Annotated in this window: 14 protein-coding genes; all 14 read right to left on the bottom strand. The window is 40.3% G+C overall.

Annotated elements, in window-relative coordinates; genetic code table 11:
* Positions 1-3 precede the first annotated feature (3 nt).
* The 14 genes from dprA to asd all read right to left on the bottom strand — a co-directional run bounded on the left by dprA (position 4) and on the right by asd (position 18,356).
* Positions 4-1,104, bottom strand: a complete 1,101-nt coding sequence (dprA, locus tag DWW85_RS02635) for a DNA-processing protein DprA (RefSeq protein WP_117807409.1) — start codon at positions 1,102-1,104, stop codon at positions 4-6.
* Positions 1,094-2,677, bottom strand: coding sequence for a YifB family Mg chelatase-like AAA ATPase (locus DWW85_RS02630; protein ID WP_117807408.1), 1,584 nt, complete (start codon positions 2,675-2,677; stop codon positions 1,094-1,096). The genes dprA and DWW85_RS02630 overlap by 11 nt, the downstream gene beginning before the upstream one ends.
* Before the next feature lie 151 nt (positions 2,678-2,828).
* Positions 2,829-3,791 carry a GTP-binding protein gene (locus tag DWW85_RS02625; protein ID WP_021944410.1) on the bottom strand — a complete coding sequence of 321 codons (963 nt, stop codon included), beginning with the start codon at positions 3,789-3,791 and terminating at the stop codon, positions 2,829-2,831.
* Between the two features lie 9 nt (positions 3,792-3,800).
* Entirely contained in the window at positions 3,801-4,916 is a 1,116-nt protein-coding gene (locus DWW85_RS02620; protein WP_117807407.1) for a GTP-binding protein, read from the bottom strand.
* 93 nt (positions 4,917-5,009) lie between these two features.
* On the bottom strand, positions 5,010-5,945 hold the full coding sequence (locus DWW85_RS02615) for a mechanosensitive ion channel family protein (protein ID WP_117807406.1): 936 nt from the start codon (positions 5,943-5,945) through the stop codon (positions 5,010-5,012).
* Positions 5,946-5,949: 4 nt separating this feature from the next.
* On the bottom strand, positions 5,950-7,863 hold the full coding sequence (locus DWW85_RS02610; protein WP_117807405.1) for an alpha amylase C-terminal domain-containing protein: 1,914 nt from the start codon (positions 7,861-7,863) through the stop codon (positions 5,950-5,952).
* A 100-nt stretch (positions 7,864-7,963) separates the two neighbouring features.
* Entirely contained in the window at positions 7,964-9,202 is a 1,239-nt protein-coding gene (locus DWW85_RS02605; protein WP_117807404.1) for a DUF1015 family protein, read from the bottom strand.
* 87 nt (positions 9,203-9,289) lie between these two features.
* Positions 9,290-9,856 (bottom strand): AAA family ATPase, encoded by a 567-nt coding sequence (locus DWW85_RS02600; RefSeq protein WP_021944405.1) that lies wholly within the window; start codon positions 9,854-9,856, stop codon positions 9,290-9,292.
* 98 nt (positions 9,857-9,954) lie between these two features.
* Positions 9,955-10,677: a class I SAM-dependent methyltransferase gene (locus tag DWW85_RS02595; RefSeq protein ID WP_117807403.1), complete on the bottom strand. Its 723-nt coding sequence runs from the start codon at positions 10,675-10,677 to the stop codon at positions 9,955-9,957.
* Positions 10,670-12,487: an aminotransferase class I/II-fold pyridoxal phosphate-dependent enzyme gene (locus tag DWW85_RS02590; protein ID WP_117785422.1), complete on the bottom strand. Its 1,818-nt coding sequence runs from the start codon at positions 12,485-12,487 to the stop codon at positions 10,670-10,672. The genes DWW85_RS02595 and DWW85_RS02590 overlap by 8 nt, the downstream gene beginning before the upstream one ends.
* A gap of 14 nt (positions 12,488-12,501) precedes the next feature.
* A complete protein-coding gene (gene yidC, locus DWW85_RS02585) occupies positions 12,502-14,481 on the bottom strand; it encodes a membrane protein insertase YidC (RefSeq protein WP_242995997.1) in 1,980 nt (659 codons plus the stop codon).
* A 47-nt stretch (positions 14,482-14,528) separates the two neighbouring features.
* Entirely contained in the window at positions 14,529-14,786 is a 258-nt protein-coding gene (locus DWW85_RS02580; RefSeq protein WP_021944401.1) for a hypothetical protein, read from the bottom strand.
* A 21-nt stretch (positions 14,787-14,807) separates the two neighbouring features.
* Positions 14,808-16,865 carry a hypothetical protein gene (locus DWW85_RS02575; protein WP_147340228.1) on the bottom strand — a complete coding sequence of 686 codons (2,058 nt, stop codon included), beginning with the start codon at positions 16,863-16,865 and terminating at the stop codon, positions 14,808-14,810.
* A gap of 405 nt (positions 16,866-17,270) precedes the next feature.
* Entirely contained in the window at positions 17,271-18,356 is a 1,086-nt protein-coding gene (gene asd, locus DWW85_RS02570) for an aspartate-semialdehyde dehydrogenase (protein ID WP_008402908.1), read from the bottom strand.
* Positions 18,357-18,372: the final 16 nt, after the last annotated feature.

The following is an 18,372-nucleotide window of genomic DNA, read 5'->3' as shown; positions in this document are numbered from 1 at the left end:
TTTTCATCCCTGTGCAACAGCAAAATAATACCGTACCGGCTGCCGAATTATTCCTTTTCTTTCCATATCAAATAACGCTGTCAGGATTCTTGCAGGAGGCTGATCCACGCGGGCACAGATTTCCTCTATATGCAGCACTTCCCGCCCCATACAGACACATATCTTCTGTTCCAGAGCGGTAAGCCGGCTGTTCTCCCGACATTCTGCTTTCCCTGCTGCAAGGATCCTCCGTTCAAGTTTTAAATCCTCCACAATATCCTCAGGATCCGTCACAAGCATAGCCCCCTGCCGGATCAGATGATTGCAGCCCTCACTGTTTCTGTCTCCAATCCGTCCCGGAACTGCATACACCTCACGCCCCTGTTCCAGCGCCTGATCGGCGGTGATCAGAGATCCGCTTTTCTTCTGTGCTTCTACAACCAGCACCCCTTTTGCAAGTCCACTGATGATCCGGTTCCTAAGTGGAAATCTCCATGCCGCAGGCTCTATATCCAACCCATATTCTGACAGGATCACACCCTGACGCCCAATCCGTTCAAACAAATTGTAATTTTCCTTCGGATAACAGATATTGATCCCACAACCTAGTACTGCAACTGTAAATCCATTTTCTACATTGATTGCGGCATGCTGGGCGGCGCCGTCGATTCCTGCTGCAAGTCCGCTGATAATACCAGTCCGATATCCTGCAAGCACAGAAGCAAACTGCTCCGCCATCTCTTTCCCATATGCGGATGCCTTTCTTGCACCTACGATCGCTATACCGGTTCTGTCTGTTTTAAGCGTCTCCACACACCCCTTTGCATACAGCAGAAACGGACAATCCGGAATTTCCCGCAGGACTTCCGGAAAATAAGGATGTCCTGGATATATATATGTAATATTCCGCTCTTTTAGTCTGTTTTTATAGACGATTATTTTCTTTTCATCCCGTGTGCACAGGATCCGTTCACTCTGTTTTTCTGTCAACGTTTCCCGAAGCACATGTTCTGGAACATTCCACAGTTCTTCAGGTCCTCCAAAATAATCAAGGATCCTGCCAAGTGCTGCATTCCCCATATCCGATATCATCCCCAGCCACAGCCTTATAAGATCATACTCCATATCTGTCCCCCCCTTTCATTCCTTTGTACTGCATATTTCCCTCTGCCTCTTCTGTAAGATTCTGATACCGGAAAAACAATGCCTCTTTTAAATGTTCCTCATGGATCCCGATACTTCCTGCCAGATCAGCGATCGTCCTTGCGATCTTAAGTACCCGGTTATAGCCTCTGGCAGAAAGTTCTGTATGTTCAAACGCTTCCCGCACCAGCTCCTGCTCTGCCCTTCCCAGGGAAATATATTGCTTTGTTCTCTTTCCATCCAGTTGGGAATTAAAATTTATCGACTCTGAACGGTAACGCTCCTTCTGTATATTCTGCGCCGCAAGCACCCTTTCCCGGATCTCAGCCGAAGTTTCTGCCCGTTTATCCTCTAACAGGTCAGAACAGTCAATCCTGCGGACATTTACGTTGATATCAATACGATCGAGCAGAGGTCTGCTAAGCCTTGCATTGTATTGTCGGATCTGCCTACAGGTACAGGTACATTTATTCAGATCCGGATACATGCCGCAGGGACAGGGATTTCGTGCCGCAACCAGCATAAATCCTGCCGGATATATATATTTACCCTGGATCCTTGCAATCGTTACTTCCCGATCTTCTAACGGCTGCCGCATTACTTCAAGAACATTTCTGCCAAATTCCGGAAGCTCATCCAGAAACAACACCCCATTATGACTGAGACTGATCTCTCCCGGCTTCGGTATTGCTCCGCCACCGGTCAGAGCAATGGCTGATACGGTATGATGCGGTGCCCGGAACGGACGCTTTGTTATCATCGCCTGTCCTTTTTTCAGCAGACCTGCCACACTGTATATCTTGGTAATATCAATACTCTCCTCAAATGTCAGACGTGGAAGGATCGTTGGCAGGCATTTTGCGATCATGGACTTTCCTGAACCTGCTGCTCCTGTCATCAGAATATTGTGCATTCCGGCTGCTGCGATCTCCATTCCGCGCTTCAATATTTCCTGCCCTTTAATATCTGCAAAATCTCCCAGTTCCCCCATATCCTCCTGGTCGAGCAGAGCCTCCACATCTACAAATGCAGGCTCGATCACCGCTTTTTCATTCAGATAAGATTCCGCTTCTGACAACGTCCGGAGCGGGATCACTTCTATATTTCGGATCAGTGCCGCCTCCTCTGCATTTTCCGCCGGAACAAGACAGCGTGTGATTCCTTGTTTTACTGCATGATGAACAACCGGGAGTATTCCTGATACAGCATTGATCCTGCCATCCAGCCCCAGTTCACCCATAATCAAGGTATTTTCTATTTTATCGTTTGGAATAAGCCCCATAGATACCATAATTCCTATGGCAATGGGAAGATCGTAGGCAGTTCCTTCCTTCCGGATATCTGCCGGTGATAAATTGATCGTAATCTTTTTCGGTGGTATCTGAAATCCAGAGTTTTTGAGCGCTGTTCTCACCCGCTCTCCGGCTTCCTTTACGCATGCAGACAAAAAGCCTACCATATGAAACATTGGCAGTCCGTCATTGATATCTGTTTCCACCTGAATCAGAAGTCCCTCTACTCCAAGGACTCCTCCACTTGTTACTTTACTGTACATCTGTATCTGCTCCTTTCGACATTTCTGCCGTCTCTCCATGGAGCATGCCTGAACAGAATCAGCGGAAACAAAAAGCTGCCACCTGGCAGCTTTTTATACGCCTGCATTTATACTACCTGTATCCATACAAAAAGTCAAATGCATTTTTATATTAACTGAAGTATACAACCTCTTCTTCCGGCGGACCGGTCAGCACAACCTTCTCTGCATAGAGAACCGGACCATCTCCCTCAAAATCAGGATAGTATTCTTTCTTGATCGTTGCTGTTACATCTACCCACTGTCTGTCAATCAGATTCTTAGAGCCATCGTAATAGCATTTGAAGCCTACAAATGTAATATCCTCTACACAGCAGGTCATCGCAAAACGTCCCGGTACAAATGCATTCTTACCATACTGTTTCGGCTTGAATACCATGCCACGGAAATGGATCTTCTTACCGACATAACGATCCGGCTGATCGGAGGCATCCACATACCAGATACCAAAATCCTCATCGTTCAGCTCGATCACGTCAGCCTTTACATCGTATGGCAGATCTTCTTCGTCATTCTCATCCGGTGCGATCGAACCATCCTTCATCTCAAAGATGATCTGTGCCCGTCGGTTGACTGCTTTGATTCCTCTGCGCCATTCTGCGCGCTTGGACTTCTCATCACAACGGTTAAATACAACCATATCCGCACTGTTAACCTGATCCATCATTGTTGCTTTCATATTCTGCTGATATACATCATATGTCTCAGCATTTACAAAGGATAATACCTGGACAACGGTCCATCCTTTCGGCACACGGATATCAAAGATCTTGTCCAGCTTCCACATACCATTGTATTCGATCATAACCTGCTCCGGCTGATATTTGTCCTGCAGATCTAACAGATGCTCTGTGTTCAACTGATCTTCTTCTATGAATTCCAGAAAAATATTTTTCTTTTTCAGGTCTTTCTCATCGTACTCTTCTTCACCGTCTTCGCATACAAGAAGCAGTGTCTTGGCGCCTCCGGTGAATTCCCGGTCTAATAATGTCTCCTTCACAAATGTAGTTTTACCACTGTCAAGGAAGCCCATAAATACATAAACCGGAATCTCTGTTTCCTGTTGTCTTGCCATCATTTTCTCCTATACCTCAAACAGCTCTGCAAGCTTGTCTTCTGCCAGTTTGCTTCCGATCACACATAACTTACCTGTGATATCCGGATTTCCCTTACGGATCTCATACTCACCCGGTACAAGATCAAAGTATAACCAGTCTGTACCATCACTTGGAACGATACCCTTTGCACGAAGGATAATACCATATTCCTCTGTATTAGCAAGCTCATCCAGAGTCTCTTTTAACTTATCTTCATTAAACTTATGTGGAGTTTCCTTACCCCAGCTTGTAAATACCTCATCTGCATGGTGGTGATGGTGATGATCGTGATCATGACAGCCACAACTACATTCGTCGTCATGGTCGTGATGATGATGTTCATGATCGTGGTCATGATCGCCACAGCCACATTCATCGTCATGGTCGTGATGATGATGTTCATGATCGTGGTCATGATCGCCACAGCCACATTCATCGTCATGGCCGTGATGAAGGTGGTGATGCTCATGCTCATCTTCATCCTCAAATAAAGCGTCCTTAACGGTTTTATGATTCTGCATAGCTTCTTTGATCTTAGAACCGTCAATATCATCCCATGGAGTCGTGATGATCGTAGCATCTGCATTGTGCTCACGGATCATGGCAACTGCCTTTTCGATCTTATCCTGGGAAGCTGTCTGTGTTCTGCTCAGTACGATCGTATTTGCACTTTCGATCTGATTATTGAAGAATTCACCAAAGTTCTTCATGTAAATCTTGCATTTGGATACATCTGCAACTGTTGTATAGCTGTCAAGCTGTACTTCAACTTCTTCTGCAACATCCTTTACAGCCTTGATAACATCTGAAAGCTTACCAACACCGGATGGCTCGATAATGATTCTGTCCGGTGCATATTCTGTAATAACCTTCTTTAAAGCCGTACCAAAATCTCCAACTAAGGAGCAGCAGATACAACCGGAATTCATCTCAGTAATCTGTACACCGGCATCCTTTAAGAATCCGCCGTCAATACCGATCTCGCCAAATTCATTCTCAATCAGCACAAGCTTCTCGCCCTTAAAACCTTCTTCGATCAGCTTCTTGATCAGAGTTGTTTTTCCGGCACCTAAGAAACCGGAAATAATATCAATCTTTGTCATTTCTAAATCACTCCTAATCTATTAAATGTACGGATAATTGTGTGATAGTAAACTCATCACACAATTATCTAGTTTTCATATCACAACCGATTATTATACTCGATTATCTGTTTTTTTGCAAGAATCGAGGTTGACATCCAGTTTATTATATGGGATAACGATGCCATTTTCATCAAATGCTTTCTTGATATTCCATCTTGCCGACCAGAGTGCATCCCAGTACTGGTCGATCTTCGCATAGAACCGAACACTGACCACAATGCTACTATCTGCGAATTCATCAATGAAGAAATCCACGACTTCATCCTCCAGATATCCCGGAACTGTCTTTACCGCATCCAGTACCACACGCTTTACCTTATCCAGATCTTCATCGTAACCGACACCGAGCTTGATCTCTGCCCGCCTCTTATCATGTAAAGTAACATTCACCAGTGATGTATTCGATATGCTTCCATTTGGTATGACTACGGAACGATTATCGATCGTCTTAAGCTTTGTATAGAATATATCGATCGATACAACCTCGCCTTCACATTTGGTATTATTCTCGATAATATAGTCACCTACATGAAATGGTTTCAATATCAGGATCAGCACACCACCGGCAAGATTGGACAGGCTGCCCTGCAGCGCAAGACCGATCGTCACACCTGCCGTTCCAAGCAATGTAACAAATGAAGTAACTTGAAAACCGACAATGGATGCCGCCGTTATCAATATTATAAAATTCATCAGAATACGGATGGCGGACAGCAAAAATCCTGCGACACTGACATCCATATTGGAACGGTCAAAGGTTCTCTTTATCAGCTTGATGATCCATTTCACAACCCGAAATCCGATCACCATAAAGATAACCGCCACTACCAGGCTTCCAACCTTTGACATGCACCAATCCAGCAGATCTGTCATATACTGTCTGAGCAATCCAGCTTTTTGTTCAGCATCCTGTACGATCTCCGATGCCGTTTCTGATGCTGACTCTGTAGTATCTGCCAGCTTCTCCGTCAATGCTATACCTATCACTTAATTATTTCACCTTCTTAAATACTGTGATTGAAAGTGCCGGGAGAACAATCTCGATATCACCGTCCTTCGTCACCTTCTGCTGTTTATTGTTATTACCTTCTCCACCATACTTTGCCGCATCACTGGAGAAGATCTCTTTATAAGTTCCCGGAGCTCCGGTCTGTAATACATAGCTCTTCTGATCTGAAGTTCCAAAGTTCGCAGCTACATAACAGACAGAACCCTTACTGTCTGTTCTTGTGAAGCATACGGTATGTGGCTCCTGCTCTCCTGCAAATACAAATGGAAGTTTGTCTGCTTCATAAAATGCCGGTTCTGCAAGATATAAAGCATTCAGATCCTTTACATACTTCTGAAGATATTTATTTGCTTCAAACTCCAGAACGCTCCAATCAATAACATGATAGCCATCAAAGCCGCCAAACATTCCAATCTCCTGTCCCATAAACATCAGTTTTTTACCAGGAAGGAACATATTCAAACCATAAAATATACGAAGATCTGCATATTTGTCTTCATAGCCACCCGGCATCTTCTCTATAAAGCTTCCCTGACCATATGCCACTTGATCATGTGATAATGCACTTACCTCCTGATGCTCGGATATAAATCCGGTTACAGAAGATACATAGTCTACAAAGTTCTCTCTGCGATCCGGCGCAGTCTTCATATACTCTGTAAGCTTTGAAACGCCCATTGTGTTCCATGTAAGATCCACCATAACATCCGCATATCTGTCTCCGGTCACCTTTCGGAAGGAACGGATCAGCTCTTTATTATCCAGACGGATGCCATCCAGATGATACGCTTCCAACCAGTAAGTCATACAGTCAATATCCATCACAGGCACCATATCAAGGATCACACCAATACCTTTTGCATGCAGATAATCAACCATTGCCATGAAATCAGTTGGAGAACCAAATCTGGACGTTGGTGCATAGATACCCGTCGTATCATATCCCCATGTATCCTCACCGGAATATTCCATGATCGGCATAAGCTCAATGTAATTATACTTCATGCTCTTTACATAAGCTGCGATTTCTTTTGCAAATGCCTGATAGGAAAGCCGTTCTCCATCTTTGTCGGTCTTAAATGTCTGCATATGTACCTCATAGATATTCACAGGTTCCATGCTGATATTCTTCTTTTTCCGGTCTGTCATATATGCCGCATCCATCCAGTCATATGTCAGCTCTGTAAATAAGGACGCATTGCCCGGAACCGGTTCAAATGCTGTTGCATATGGATCGGAGAAAATATCGGTTTCTCCATTTTCATATAATACTTCAAATTTATATCTGGTCTGGTTAATGTCATATGGTATAAACAGTTCAAACAGATCGGTATACTCAATCTTCCGCATCTGGTTCACTCTGCCGTCCCAGTTATTGAAATCTCCGACCACGCTGGCTCTGACGCAGCCCGGAACCTGAATACAGAATGCCACTCCTTCTGTGCCATCAAAGTTCAGCTTTCTGGCTCCAAACAATTCTTTGATCCGGAAGCCTGATTCCACGTCATCTTCTCCATTTACCACCTGCATTACTTTTTCAAGATCCGCAGAATAGAAAAAGCTGTATGCATCCTTTATCAGACTGACTTCATCTGCTTCTTCTCCGTCTGCATCCCATACCTTCCGGACAATCTTTAGCAGATATGCAAATGGCTGCCGGTTCTCAATCTTTACTGTAAAAAATCCATCGGCGTATTCTACATGCATCGGATATTCTGTCTGATCCTTTTCATCCACTACATAAACTTCTGCTGCATCCGGCAGAAATGCATTTACATATACATCAGCCAGACAGGCATGCATACCAAGTATGTGATGTGGATTGCCATGTCTCGCCCCCGTGATCGCCATAACCTCATCCTGATTCAGAACGAAAATCTCTGTGTTCTTTGTCATAACCCATTCTCCTCATGTGTATTCTTTTCTATATGCAAAATACGAAATAGCTGCACCGTTTCCCTGTTCAATTTTCTCATTTGCATATGACTGTTCATCTTTATTCGTTTATCTTGTGGATAAAGATTCCGCTTCGAAGCTTTGGTTCAAACCATGTAGACTTCGGCGGCATCAATTTGCCTGCATCCGCAATATCAAATAATTCTGTAATGGAAGTCGGATACATGGAAAATGCTACCTTCTTTCCTCCATCCACCAGTCGTTCCAGCTCGGAAAGTCCACGGATACCACCGACAAACTGGATCCGTTTGTCCGTTCTCGGATCTCCAATGCCAAGCATCGGTGCCAGAACATTTTCCTGAAGCACAGATACATCCAGACAGCCGACAACATCCTCCGGAACAACTCCGTCCTTTACCGTTAACTGATACCATCTGCCATCCATATACATGCCAAAGCTGCCTTTCTTCTCCGGTGAAACAGCCGCATCACATGCTTTTACTTCAAATTTGTCTTCCAGTTTATTTAAAAATTCGTCATCAGTCATACCGTTCAGATCATTTACAACACGGTTATATGGAAGGATCATCAACTGATCATGCGGAAACAGAACGGACAGAAAATAATTAAATTCTTCCTCTCCGGTATAATCCGGATGCTGTTCTCTCATATGGAGGCCTGCTTTTACAGCAGAAGCAGAACGATGATGTCCGTCTGCTATGTAAATCTCGTTGATACCTGCAAATGCTTCCTGAATTATCTGAATATCATCTGCTTCATCAATGATCCATACATTATGTGTGATACCATCCGGTGAAGTAAAGCCATATAACTTTTCTCCTGTCTTTACCCGGTCAATGATCTGATTTACAATATCAATCGAACGATAGGCAAGGAAGATTGGTCCGGTCTGCGCACCACAGGCTTCTACATGGCGGATACGATCCTGTTCTTTGTCTTCTCTGGTATTCTCGTGTTTCTTGATCACACCATTCACATAGTCATCAATCGAAGCACAGGCAACCAGACCTGTCTGATGACGTCCATCCATGATCAATTCATATATGTAGTATACCGGCTTTTCTTCCTCAATATAAGTACCATCCTCCATCATCTCATGCAGAAGATCTCCTGCCTTCTTATACACTTCCGGTGCATAGGTATCCACACTGTCATCAAATGATGTCTCTGCACGATCTACCTTTAAAAATGACATCGGTTCCCGACGTACTTCTTCACAGGCTTCTTTTCTGCTATACACATCATATGGTAATGCTGCCACTCTGTCGCAGATATCCGGTCTTGGTCTGAATGCTTTAAAGCATCTGATTGCTGCCATGTTCTGTTCCTCCTGATCTCTGTTTGTCTATATAAATATTGCAACAGAAAACATTGCTGATTCCTGTTGCAATACTCAAAATCACTATCAACCTCTGATTGCCTTAACAACCTTATCTATAGATGCCTTAAATTCTTCATCGGAAGAATTCTCAAATATAAAGAGCTCTTTGATATTTGTTGGCGGATTGAAGTTCTGACTGTTGATATATTCATCCCAGTGCTCCAATTTCCAGGTATCTCTGTCTGATGCACGCTTGATCATTCTTTCGTGGCAGACATCTTTTCTGGTATTTACCCAGATCACAAAGAGCTCTGCACCTTTTTCTGCAAGCTTTGCACGGAGATTGTCAAGATATTCGTCATCTCTGATCTCATCTGTGAATGGTGCATTTATAAGAACTGTATCATTGTATTCCAGTGCTTCAAATGCAAGATCCAGTACACAATAATATTCGTAGTCGCGGATATTTTTCTGGAAGAAATCGGATGAACGGTTATATTCCTCACCAGCCACTACAAAAATCTGCTTTGAAAGAACAATTAATGTATCCTTATCCAGATATACACAATTTGGCAGTGCCTTTGCCACCTGTTTGGAAATAAATGTCTTTCCACAGGCTGGTGGTGATGTAACTAAAATTAATTTCTTCATGTGTGTGCCTCCATTTTTCTCATTATCTCAATCCTGTTTGATTTTAGCACAATTGTATGATGGTAGCAAGAATTTGTTAGCGAATTTGGTGTTATTTCTTATTTCTTAATAATTAATACATTGTACATAAATTGACTATTCCAGTAATATGGATTTTCAACAGATGTAAATACCAATTCACAACCATGCCTTTGTGAAAACATTTCAAACATGGATTTTGAAACAAATAACTTATCAAGATTTTTATATTTTTCATCATAATTCTGTATTTTAGCTCTTCTATACTGCATGCAGGCATCTTCCAGCTCTTTATCAAATATCTCTGTGATCAGCACAGCCTTATGCGCTTTTTCATACATCTTCTCCAGAACATCAGATACATATGTTTCATCTGGGAAATATGCAAATACAGAATCAGCCATCACAACATCAAATTTTTCATCTGTTGAAATATGGTCAGCTTCCATACATGCTATCTCCGCTTCTTTTAATACAATTTTTGCAATTTCTGTACTCTGTCTGGAATAATCAATTCCACCAACCTTTTTATTCTGTCTGGAAAATAAATATAAGGTTGCTCCTGCTCCGCATCCTACTTCAAAAATGCTGTTCCACAGACCAACATGCATATCCAGAAGTGCACATTCTTCTTCCCAGCTATTATAAAATGCATTATAATATGCATCTGCCGAATCTCCCAGATCCACATCAAATCCATCAATTCGTTTCAGCTCCCGCCAGATTGCTTTAGGATCTTCAAGCGACTGCAAAAAACATTCATCCGCTTCTCTTCTATTCCAGATTGCTTTCCAGTTATTCAATATATTCACCTCCAAATTTTTTCAACAATTCAACCAGATGCAGATTCTCTTCATCCGTCCGAACTGCAAGTCTGATCATTTCCTTTTGGTTATTTAATTTCTCATTCAGCACTTTGATCAAAATATTATTTTCCAGTAAAAATGATGCAAGTTTCCTGCTTTTCACTCCATCTGAAAGTTCACACATAACATAATTTGCCTGCGATGGATATACCTTCATATATGGGAGTTTTTCCAGCTCTTTCATGAAAATCTCACGGGACTTTCTAAGACGATCCAGTGACAGTCTGTAATCCTCCTTGTACTTTTCTATGATCTGTAAAAAGAATTCTGCATAAGAATTAATATTCCAGATTGGCAGTTTGCGCTGGATCTGATCAAGTTTTTCACTGTTTCTTCCAGCTAATATTCCCAGTCTGCAGCCCGGAACCCCATATGATTTTGAAATACTTTTTATTACATAAAACTCATCATACAGTTCCAGATACGAATCAGCTATACAAGATTCTGCCTCATCCGAAAAATCCGAAAAACTCTCATCTAATATAAGACATATCTTTTTCTTCTTACACCAATGGATCAATTCATATATTTCTCTGGAATCAATATAATTCCCACTAGGATTATCCGGATTTACCAGCACAAGCATTTGAATATGCTTCTGTTCAAAATAATCCTGAATGTCCTGTCCAGAATATGAAAAATCCATTTTTCTGGTATCCATAATAACTCTTTGTTCCTGCTTACAGCAATTTATATATTCCTCAAATGTCGGAGTCACAAAACCTATTTTTCCATTCGTTTCCTGCATCATTTCACGAATTAATTCCGCCGCTCCATTACCAACTATAATTTTCTTATCTGATATGCCAAACAGTTTGCCTGCCAATAACCGTATCACTCTTGCACCAGAGGGATACAGCATGATCAGCCGGTCACTGTTGGCACGAATTTCTTCCAACATGTGTTCTGTTGGGAAATACGGATTTACAAGATAGCAATAATCGACCAATTTAGGATATCTCCAAAAACCACCATATCTGGCAGTTATTTTTTTATACTGTTCCTCTGTATTATCTGTAAACAGGCTTTCTGCAATATCCAGATCCTGAATATCATCAATCTCATACCAGCGCTGACCGTTAAGCCGTCTGGCCTGCAGCTCTTTCGTGTCAAGCATTGCGATCAGGCGGATAACAGACTCATAATATTCATTATTTCCCATTGCCATTGCATACGCCTTTAGAAAAGGCACATATGTATACTTGGAAAAATGCCTGCTGAATTTATATATATTCACTGTCTTATAGTATTGATCCGCATTTACAAAATGAAGATTTTTTTTTGCGACCATATCCACAATACAGTCATTCTCATCCAAAAGCATACATGTACCATCCATCCAGCTTTCAAACCGATCAACAAGTGCAAGGTTCTCTCTTGGATCACATAATATCAGATCTATTACCGTTTCATCAAAAATCAGATCTGATTCCAGCAAGAGGGTGTCTTCTTCCTCCAGAAAAGTGGCTGTTAAAGACAGGGAATAAATATTATTTGTTTTATCATATATTGGATTTTCCACAAATATGATCGGTGTATGTATTGTTAATGACGCAATATATTCCTTTAATGTCTCTTCCTGATACCCTGTCACTATAACGATCCTTGACAGGTCTTTTCTGTCAAGGATCTTCAGCATTCTTTCAATCAGAGATATTCCATTTACTTCAACCATACATTTAGTCTTACTCTTTGTAATATTCTTTAATCGTTTCCCCATTCCTGCTGCTAATATTATACCCTGCATTCTCCTACCCCTCTCTATTCCATAAGCCGTTTCATAATATATTTTCCACTTAATATCCGGCTCTTTCCGATATTAAAAATATGTTTCTCTCTGGCATCCGCAATCTGCTTTCTATACATGTCCTTTTGCTTTAACATATCTGTAGATATTTCAAGTATATTATCAATATCATTTACAGATATCGCCTTCCCAAGCACATTTCGCAATGTCACATTAATTGGCTTCTGCTCAATCTTATCATATTCAGGATTCATGATTTTCATTGGCGTATCAATAAACAGCACTGGTTTCAATGTTGTAAATGCATATTCAAATGATATATCTGACCAGTCTGTTATCAGCAGATCAGCATCCATAACCGTACTGTTAGAAGAAAAGTCCGTCTGTATAGTTATATTATCATCCTTTGCATATCGCTCCTGCATTTCCACAAACCGTTCCATCTGATGTCTCACCTGCTGCGGATGCGGCCGTACAATGACCTCATATGGTGTATTCTTATATTTATCTAATATCTGCTCAATACACAGATCAATAATATTTTCCGGCTGCCACGATGGTGCGATCAGTATCTTTTTCTTTTCATTTTCTTTTCTGTTTTCAATCTGATACTGCTCGATCATCTGATCCAATAACGCATATCCTGTCTCAACCAGAGTTTTAGGCTGTGTCACATACAGTGCTTCCATTTGCTGTATTTCACGTACCGAATCGATTCCTACACAAAAAACCGTGTCATAATAATCTAATGCACCTTTCCGTAATGTAAGTGCATTACTTCCCATCCCATGTGCTACATAAATATATTCAATATCTGATCTTACCTTGGAACGCTTGATATGATATTTTTCCAGATCTGGCATCGTCATCAGACAGATATCACAATCCAATTTCATAAACAAAGGAATCAGATACTTGTCCTGTGCTATATAATATGCCCGGACTGCCGACTGCTCCTGCTTCAGGATCGGATCCTCCGGATCACTGGTAACATAATCCATTTTATAATCAGACCGTTCAGCCAGATACTCTATGATCGGCTGATAATATTTATAAAAGCCCCGGTCCTCTGCATAAAATACAATTCTCTTTTCAGTCTTCTCAAACCGATGATAATCCTGTTTCTCTGTTCTCCCATACTTTTTTCGTATCTTTTCTTTTTCCTCTGCTGTTTCATTCAAGATCCGTATGTAATCCATATCAATATATTTTTCAGGCGGCATCACAATATTTACCAGATACATGGAAGGAATTGCGAACAAATTTCCAAAGATCCAATATACCCCGACTCCAGCCGGAACAAGGAACGCAAAATATGTGGAAAATGCTATCATAAATACCGTCATTCCTATTTTATTCCATTTTCCGGCATATAACTGCAGCACATTTATTTTATTTTGAACAACACACATGAGCCATGCGCTCACACCCGATAAAACAGGAATCAAAACCAGTTTATTATGTAATGATAATTGTGGTTTCTCTGATAAATTAAATCCGATAAAATTCATATCAAAATCTGATATCTTTTCTATCAGTCCCATAAGGTTTTCAGGCACACCGCTAATACCATTCTGTATTTCATGGATCATTGTCAACTGGTAAGAATTATCCTGCAATGTCCATCCAAGCCCCTCAAACCATTTTTGCAGCATAGCGATATCGGGATCCTGCATCCGCAGGATATATGAAAGCGGGCAATACATAACACCCACCAATCCAAGAACGATCAGAATCTGGATCAGCAGTGGTATCATATCCAGTAATGGATGATATTGCATTTTTTTATATAATTCCAGTTGTGCATCTGCATACCGATCTTTATCATCCACATATTTTACTTTTAAAGCATCAAGTTCCGGACGCATCTGTGCCATTTTTATCGAATTTTTCTGTGTAATCAATGAAATAGGAAATAATACAAATTTTGTAAAAATCGTAAACACAATAATTGACAATCCATAATTATTTACAAAAACATAGCACCATCTCATTATGATCCCGAAAAAATCCGAAACATAATTAATTATCTGATTCACTTCTATTCCTCATCATCTAACAAATCATCTGCAGTAACAATTTTCTTTTCTTCATTTCTTGTCTTTTTTACGGGCTGTTCTTCTGTTTTTCCTTTTTTTAATGCTCTTTTTATTTTACTGAATGCAATTCCTGCTACCGCACCTGCTGCGATCACTACTCCGGCAATTATCTGGATCAGATAACTTGTCGTCGCCGGATCAATATATAATTTCATTGTTGGAAATTCCTGTACTAATAAATTCATTTCATTAAACATCATACTATCTCCTTTTCTTGTTTTTTAATACCAGAAATCGATCAACGGTATCTTCTGCTTCGGTTTTGCACCTGCATATTTCCTTAATTCATCCTTGTCTCCCTGATATGTATACTTATACAAACAAGCATAATTTGCTGAATCATTTTTCAGAAGATCGGATATATTTTCCTTGTACTGTCGTATATATACACTTCTTGACCGATTTTCATCCGCTTCATAATCATAAATGGTTTTATCTTTGCTTTCACCTGTAATAAGCTTCATGATCGTTGGCATAAACTCTTCCGCACTTACCGGAGAACTGCAAACTGCAAGCCTGTCATTCTTTTTATAGGGTTCTTTGATAAAGAAAATAGGCTGAATACCATCTACCGTCATGATTTTTCCATGATCTGCCGTTATTATGATCGTCGAATTATCATAAACTCCCATATTTTTCAATTCATCAAGAAAAACGTACACATCATTTAGATTATCGTAAGCCGCTTCTGGCAGATTTTTTCCCTTTCCATCCCCATAATCATGCATTCCGCTAAAATGGTAAATTGCAAATGTTCCAGAACTGCTGTTATATTCTAGTCCCTGTGTCTGTAATTTTAAATAAAAATCATCATCCAGGTCCGGCGAATCTTCCCCTCCGCCGGAAGAACTGACCGCACCATCAAAATCACTGGTAACAACTAAAGAAAATCTCTTTAATGCCAGCGGCAATACTTTATACATTGCCCCCTTTATAATATTTTTCCGGACTGCGTGGTAATCGACTAAGATCTCACCATCTGCATTTTCCTGTACATTATCATAATATTCATATAGATTCTTTGCATTAAGAAAACTAACTGTTGCTTTATCCGTATATATATTACAAGAATACTGTTGTTCTTTTAGTGTATTATAAAATTCGACAGCCTTTTCTGAATGAAATGCTTCTTTAGAATATTCCCGACAAGGAATCGTATTATCAAATTCCTGTCCCGTTAACAGATAATTCATTGCCAGCGCTGTTCCGTCATATTTGCTGTCATAATTATCATAATATGTAAAATCATGCAGCGGCTCTAACGCATCCGGATATTGCTCTGTCATTTCGTCAATAAAATCATTGCTGTATGTATCAAGAACAAATACAAAAATATTTTTTTCTTCCGATACTGTATATTCATTTTTGCCTGAAACATAGTAATTTGTAATCTCTGCTTCTGAAGTATTCCTATAACCTCCGGATTTTATAACCAGATATACAGTTGCCGATATCTGAATACATAATAAACACACTGCTACATATTTCAAAATACTAAAGAATTTATTTTTAAATTTTGCAAACAAAATAACCGGAACTACAATACAGATTCCCCATACAATTCCGGTCATGATCATCTTGCCGGAATAATCACTCCATTTAATTGCATAAGCATCCGTAATACCAAGGTCACGATCAAATATCATAACCTGAATATAGGAAGCTACCGCTAATCCCCATAAACAACAACTGATAATCTTTGTTACATTCGTTTTCAATAAACTGACCAGAACAGATATGATAACGGATAAGAAAAAAGACTGCACGATCATACTACCCCAGAAATCAGATAAGTTAAATTCCAAGGTCTTTCGATTGGTATAATAAAATTCCAGTGTATTCTCTATAAATACCCAAAACATCAACAAAAACAGGGAAAGGAAGATATTAAAAAATCTTTTTATAATTCTTTTATATCGAACAACCTGTACTTTTCGGTTTTCTGCTGTTTCTGTAAACAGCCAGTATAACATTCCCGGATTTTTATCAACTGCTCCAAAGGTAAACAAACATAATAAAACAAGCCAGATGATCAATAATAAAGCAAACAGCCAATTTGAAAAATATTGAAAATCATCTGATCTTGCAACGATCATACATATAATAAAGGCAAAGAAGCCTGCAATATTCTGAAGCATATGCATTTCCCAAATGGATTCCCGCAGCTTTTTCATCACCATAAAGAAAGCATTTACCAGATATGACATAATAAAGAATCCCCCGCTGATCCCCCATTCGCCATTTGGAAGATATAACAGGATCAACATTCCCCAAAACATAAACGAACTCATCACTTGTTCATGCCAGTTCTTCAGCACTTTAATTACCCGATTATCTCTTCCAATATGATTGAAAAGGAATGGTAATCCTATTTGAAGAATAACCATGAAAAGAACAATTAGCAGATACAGTATTTTTACACGGCATTTACCAACAAGCACATAGTAAAACAATCCAGTCACATCATACAAATATAAAAAATACGAAAATAACATACATGGATTATTTCCCTTTCTTTTCCATATATAACGAAACACTGTAAGAAAAATAACACATATAATAAACCAGACCCCCAGCATTTTATCCTCCTCATACAAATCTTGCATTATGTTATGAAAGAAAAGAGGCTCTTTTTGTATATTCTAAAAGAACCTCCTTTTTTCAACTTATTGCTTTATGAACATTTATTTCTTTGTGATATATCCCTGTGCTTTTAATAACTCTGCGCAAAGGACAGCACCACCTGCTGCACCTCTGACTGTATTATGGGATAAACCAACAAACTTCCAGTCATATACAGTGTCTTCACGAAGACGACCAACGCTGATTCCCATACCATGTTCAAAGTCAACATCCATTGATACCTGTGGACGATTGTCTTCTTCCAGATACTGGATGAACTGCTTTGGTGCGCTTGGAAGCTCAAGCTCCTGAGGAACGCCCTTATATGATACCAACTTTTCAATCAACTGTTCCTTTGTAGGATTCTTCTTGAACTTAACAAATACAGCTGCTGTATGTCCGTTTAATACAGGAACACGGATACACTGACATGTGATAACCGGTGTTGTTGCAGGAACGATCACTCCATCCTCGATCTTACCCCAGATACGAAGTGGTTCCTTCTCTGACTTTTCTTCTTCTCCACCGATATATGGAATGATATTTCCAACCATTTCCGGCCAGTCCTTAAAGGTCTTACCTGCACCTGAGATTGCCTGATATGTGGTAGCAACCACCTCATATGGCTCAAACTCTTTCCATGCTGTAAGAACCGGTGCATAAGACTGGATGGAGCAGTTTGGTTTTACTGCTACAAAGCCTCTGGTTGTTCCAAGTCTCTTCTTCTGGAAATCAATGACCTTCATATGCTCCGGATTGATCTCAGGTACTACCATAGGAACATCCGGTGTCCAGCGATGTGCTGAGTTGTTGGATACTACAGGAGTCTCTGTCTTTGCATATGCTTCTTCAATCGCCTTGATCTCTTCCTTTGACATATCAACTGCACTGAATACAAAATCTACAGTTGCAGCAACCTGTTCTACTTCATTTACATTATGAACGATGAGCTTCTTAACGCCCTCCGGCATCGGAGTATCCATCTTCCATCTATCGCCGACTGCCTCTTCATATGTCTTTCCGGCACTTCTTGGGCTTGCAGCCACTGTTACAACCTCAAACCATGGATGATTCTCTAATAATGCTATAAATCTCTGTCCTACCATACCGGTAGCACCAAGAATACCAACTTTCAGTTTATCACTCATTTTTACTAATCTCCTA

The sequence above is a fragment of the Clostridium sp. AF17-21AC genome (assembly GCF_003461365.1).
Taxonomy (GTDB): Bacteria; Bacillota; Clostridia; order Lachnospirales; family Lachnospiraceae; genus Coprococcus; species Coprococcus ammoniilyticus.
The sequence above is the reverse complement of the archived record's forward strand: the minus strand, read 5'-3'. Positions and strand labels throughout refer to the sequence as shown.

Coding starts and splice junctions, on each gene's coding strand:
- DWW85_RS02625 (WP_021944410.1), bottom strand. CDS start 3,791: ATGGCAAGACAACAGGAAACAGAGATTCCGGTTTATGTATTTATGGGC.
- DWW85_RS02620 (WP_117807407.1), bottom strand. CDS start 4,916: ATGACAAAGATTGATATTATTTCCGGTTTCTTAGGTGCCGGAAAAACA.
- DWW85_RS02575 (WP_147340228.1), bottom strand. CDS start 16,865: ATGTTTTGGGGAATGTTGATCCTGTTATATCTTCCAAATGGCGAATGG.
- DWW85_RS02590 (WP_117785422.1), bottom strand. CDS start 12,487: ATGCAGGGTATAATATTAGCAGCAGGAATGGGGAAACGATTAAAGAAT.
- DWW85_RS02605 (WP_117807404.1), bottom strand. CDS start 9,202: ATGGCAGCAATCAGATGCTTTAAAGCATTCAGACCAAGACCGGATATC.
- DWW85_RS02610 (WP_117807405.1), bottom strand. CDS start 7,863: ATGACAAAGAACACAGAGATTTTCGTTCTGAATCAGGATGAGGTTATG.
- asd (WP_008402908.1), bottom strand. CDS start 18,356: ATGAGTGATAAACTGAAAGTTGGTATTCTTGGTGCTACCGGTATGGTA.
- DWW85_RS02630 (WP_117807408.1), bottom strand. CDS start 2,677: ATGTACAGTAAAGTAACAAGTGGAGGAGTCCTTGGAGTAGAGGGACTT.
- dprA (WP_117807409.1), bottom strand. CDS start 1,104: ATGGAGTATGATCTTATAAGGCTGTGGCTGGGGATGATATCGGATATG.
- DWW85_RS02580 (WP_021944401.1), bottom strand. CDS start 14,786: ATGATGTTTAATGAAATGAATTTATTAGTACAGGAATTTCCAACAATG.
- DWW85_RS02600 (WP_021944405.1), bottom strand. CDS start 9,856: ATGAAGAAATTAATTTTAGTTACATCACCACCAGCCTGTGGAAAGACA.
- yidC (WP_242995997.1), bottom strand. CDS start 14,481: ATGAGATGGTGCTATGTTTTTGTAAATAATTATGGATTGTCAATTATT.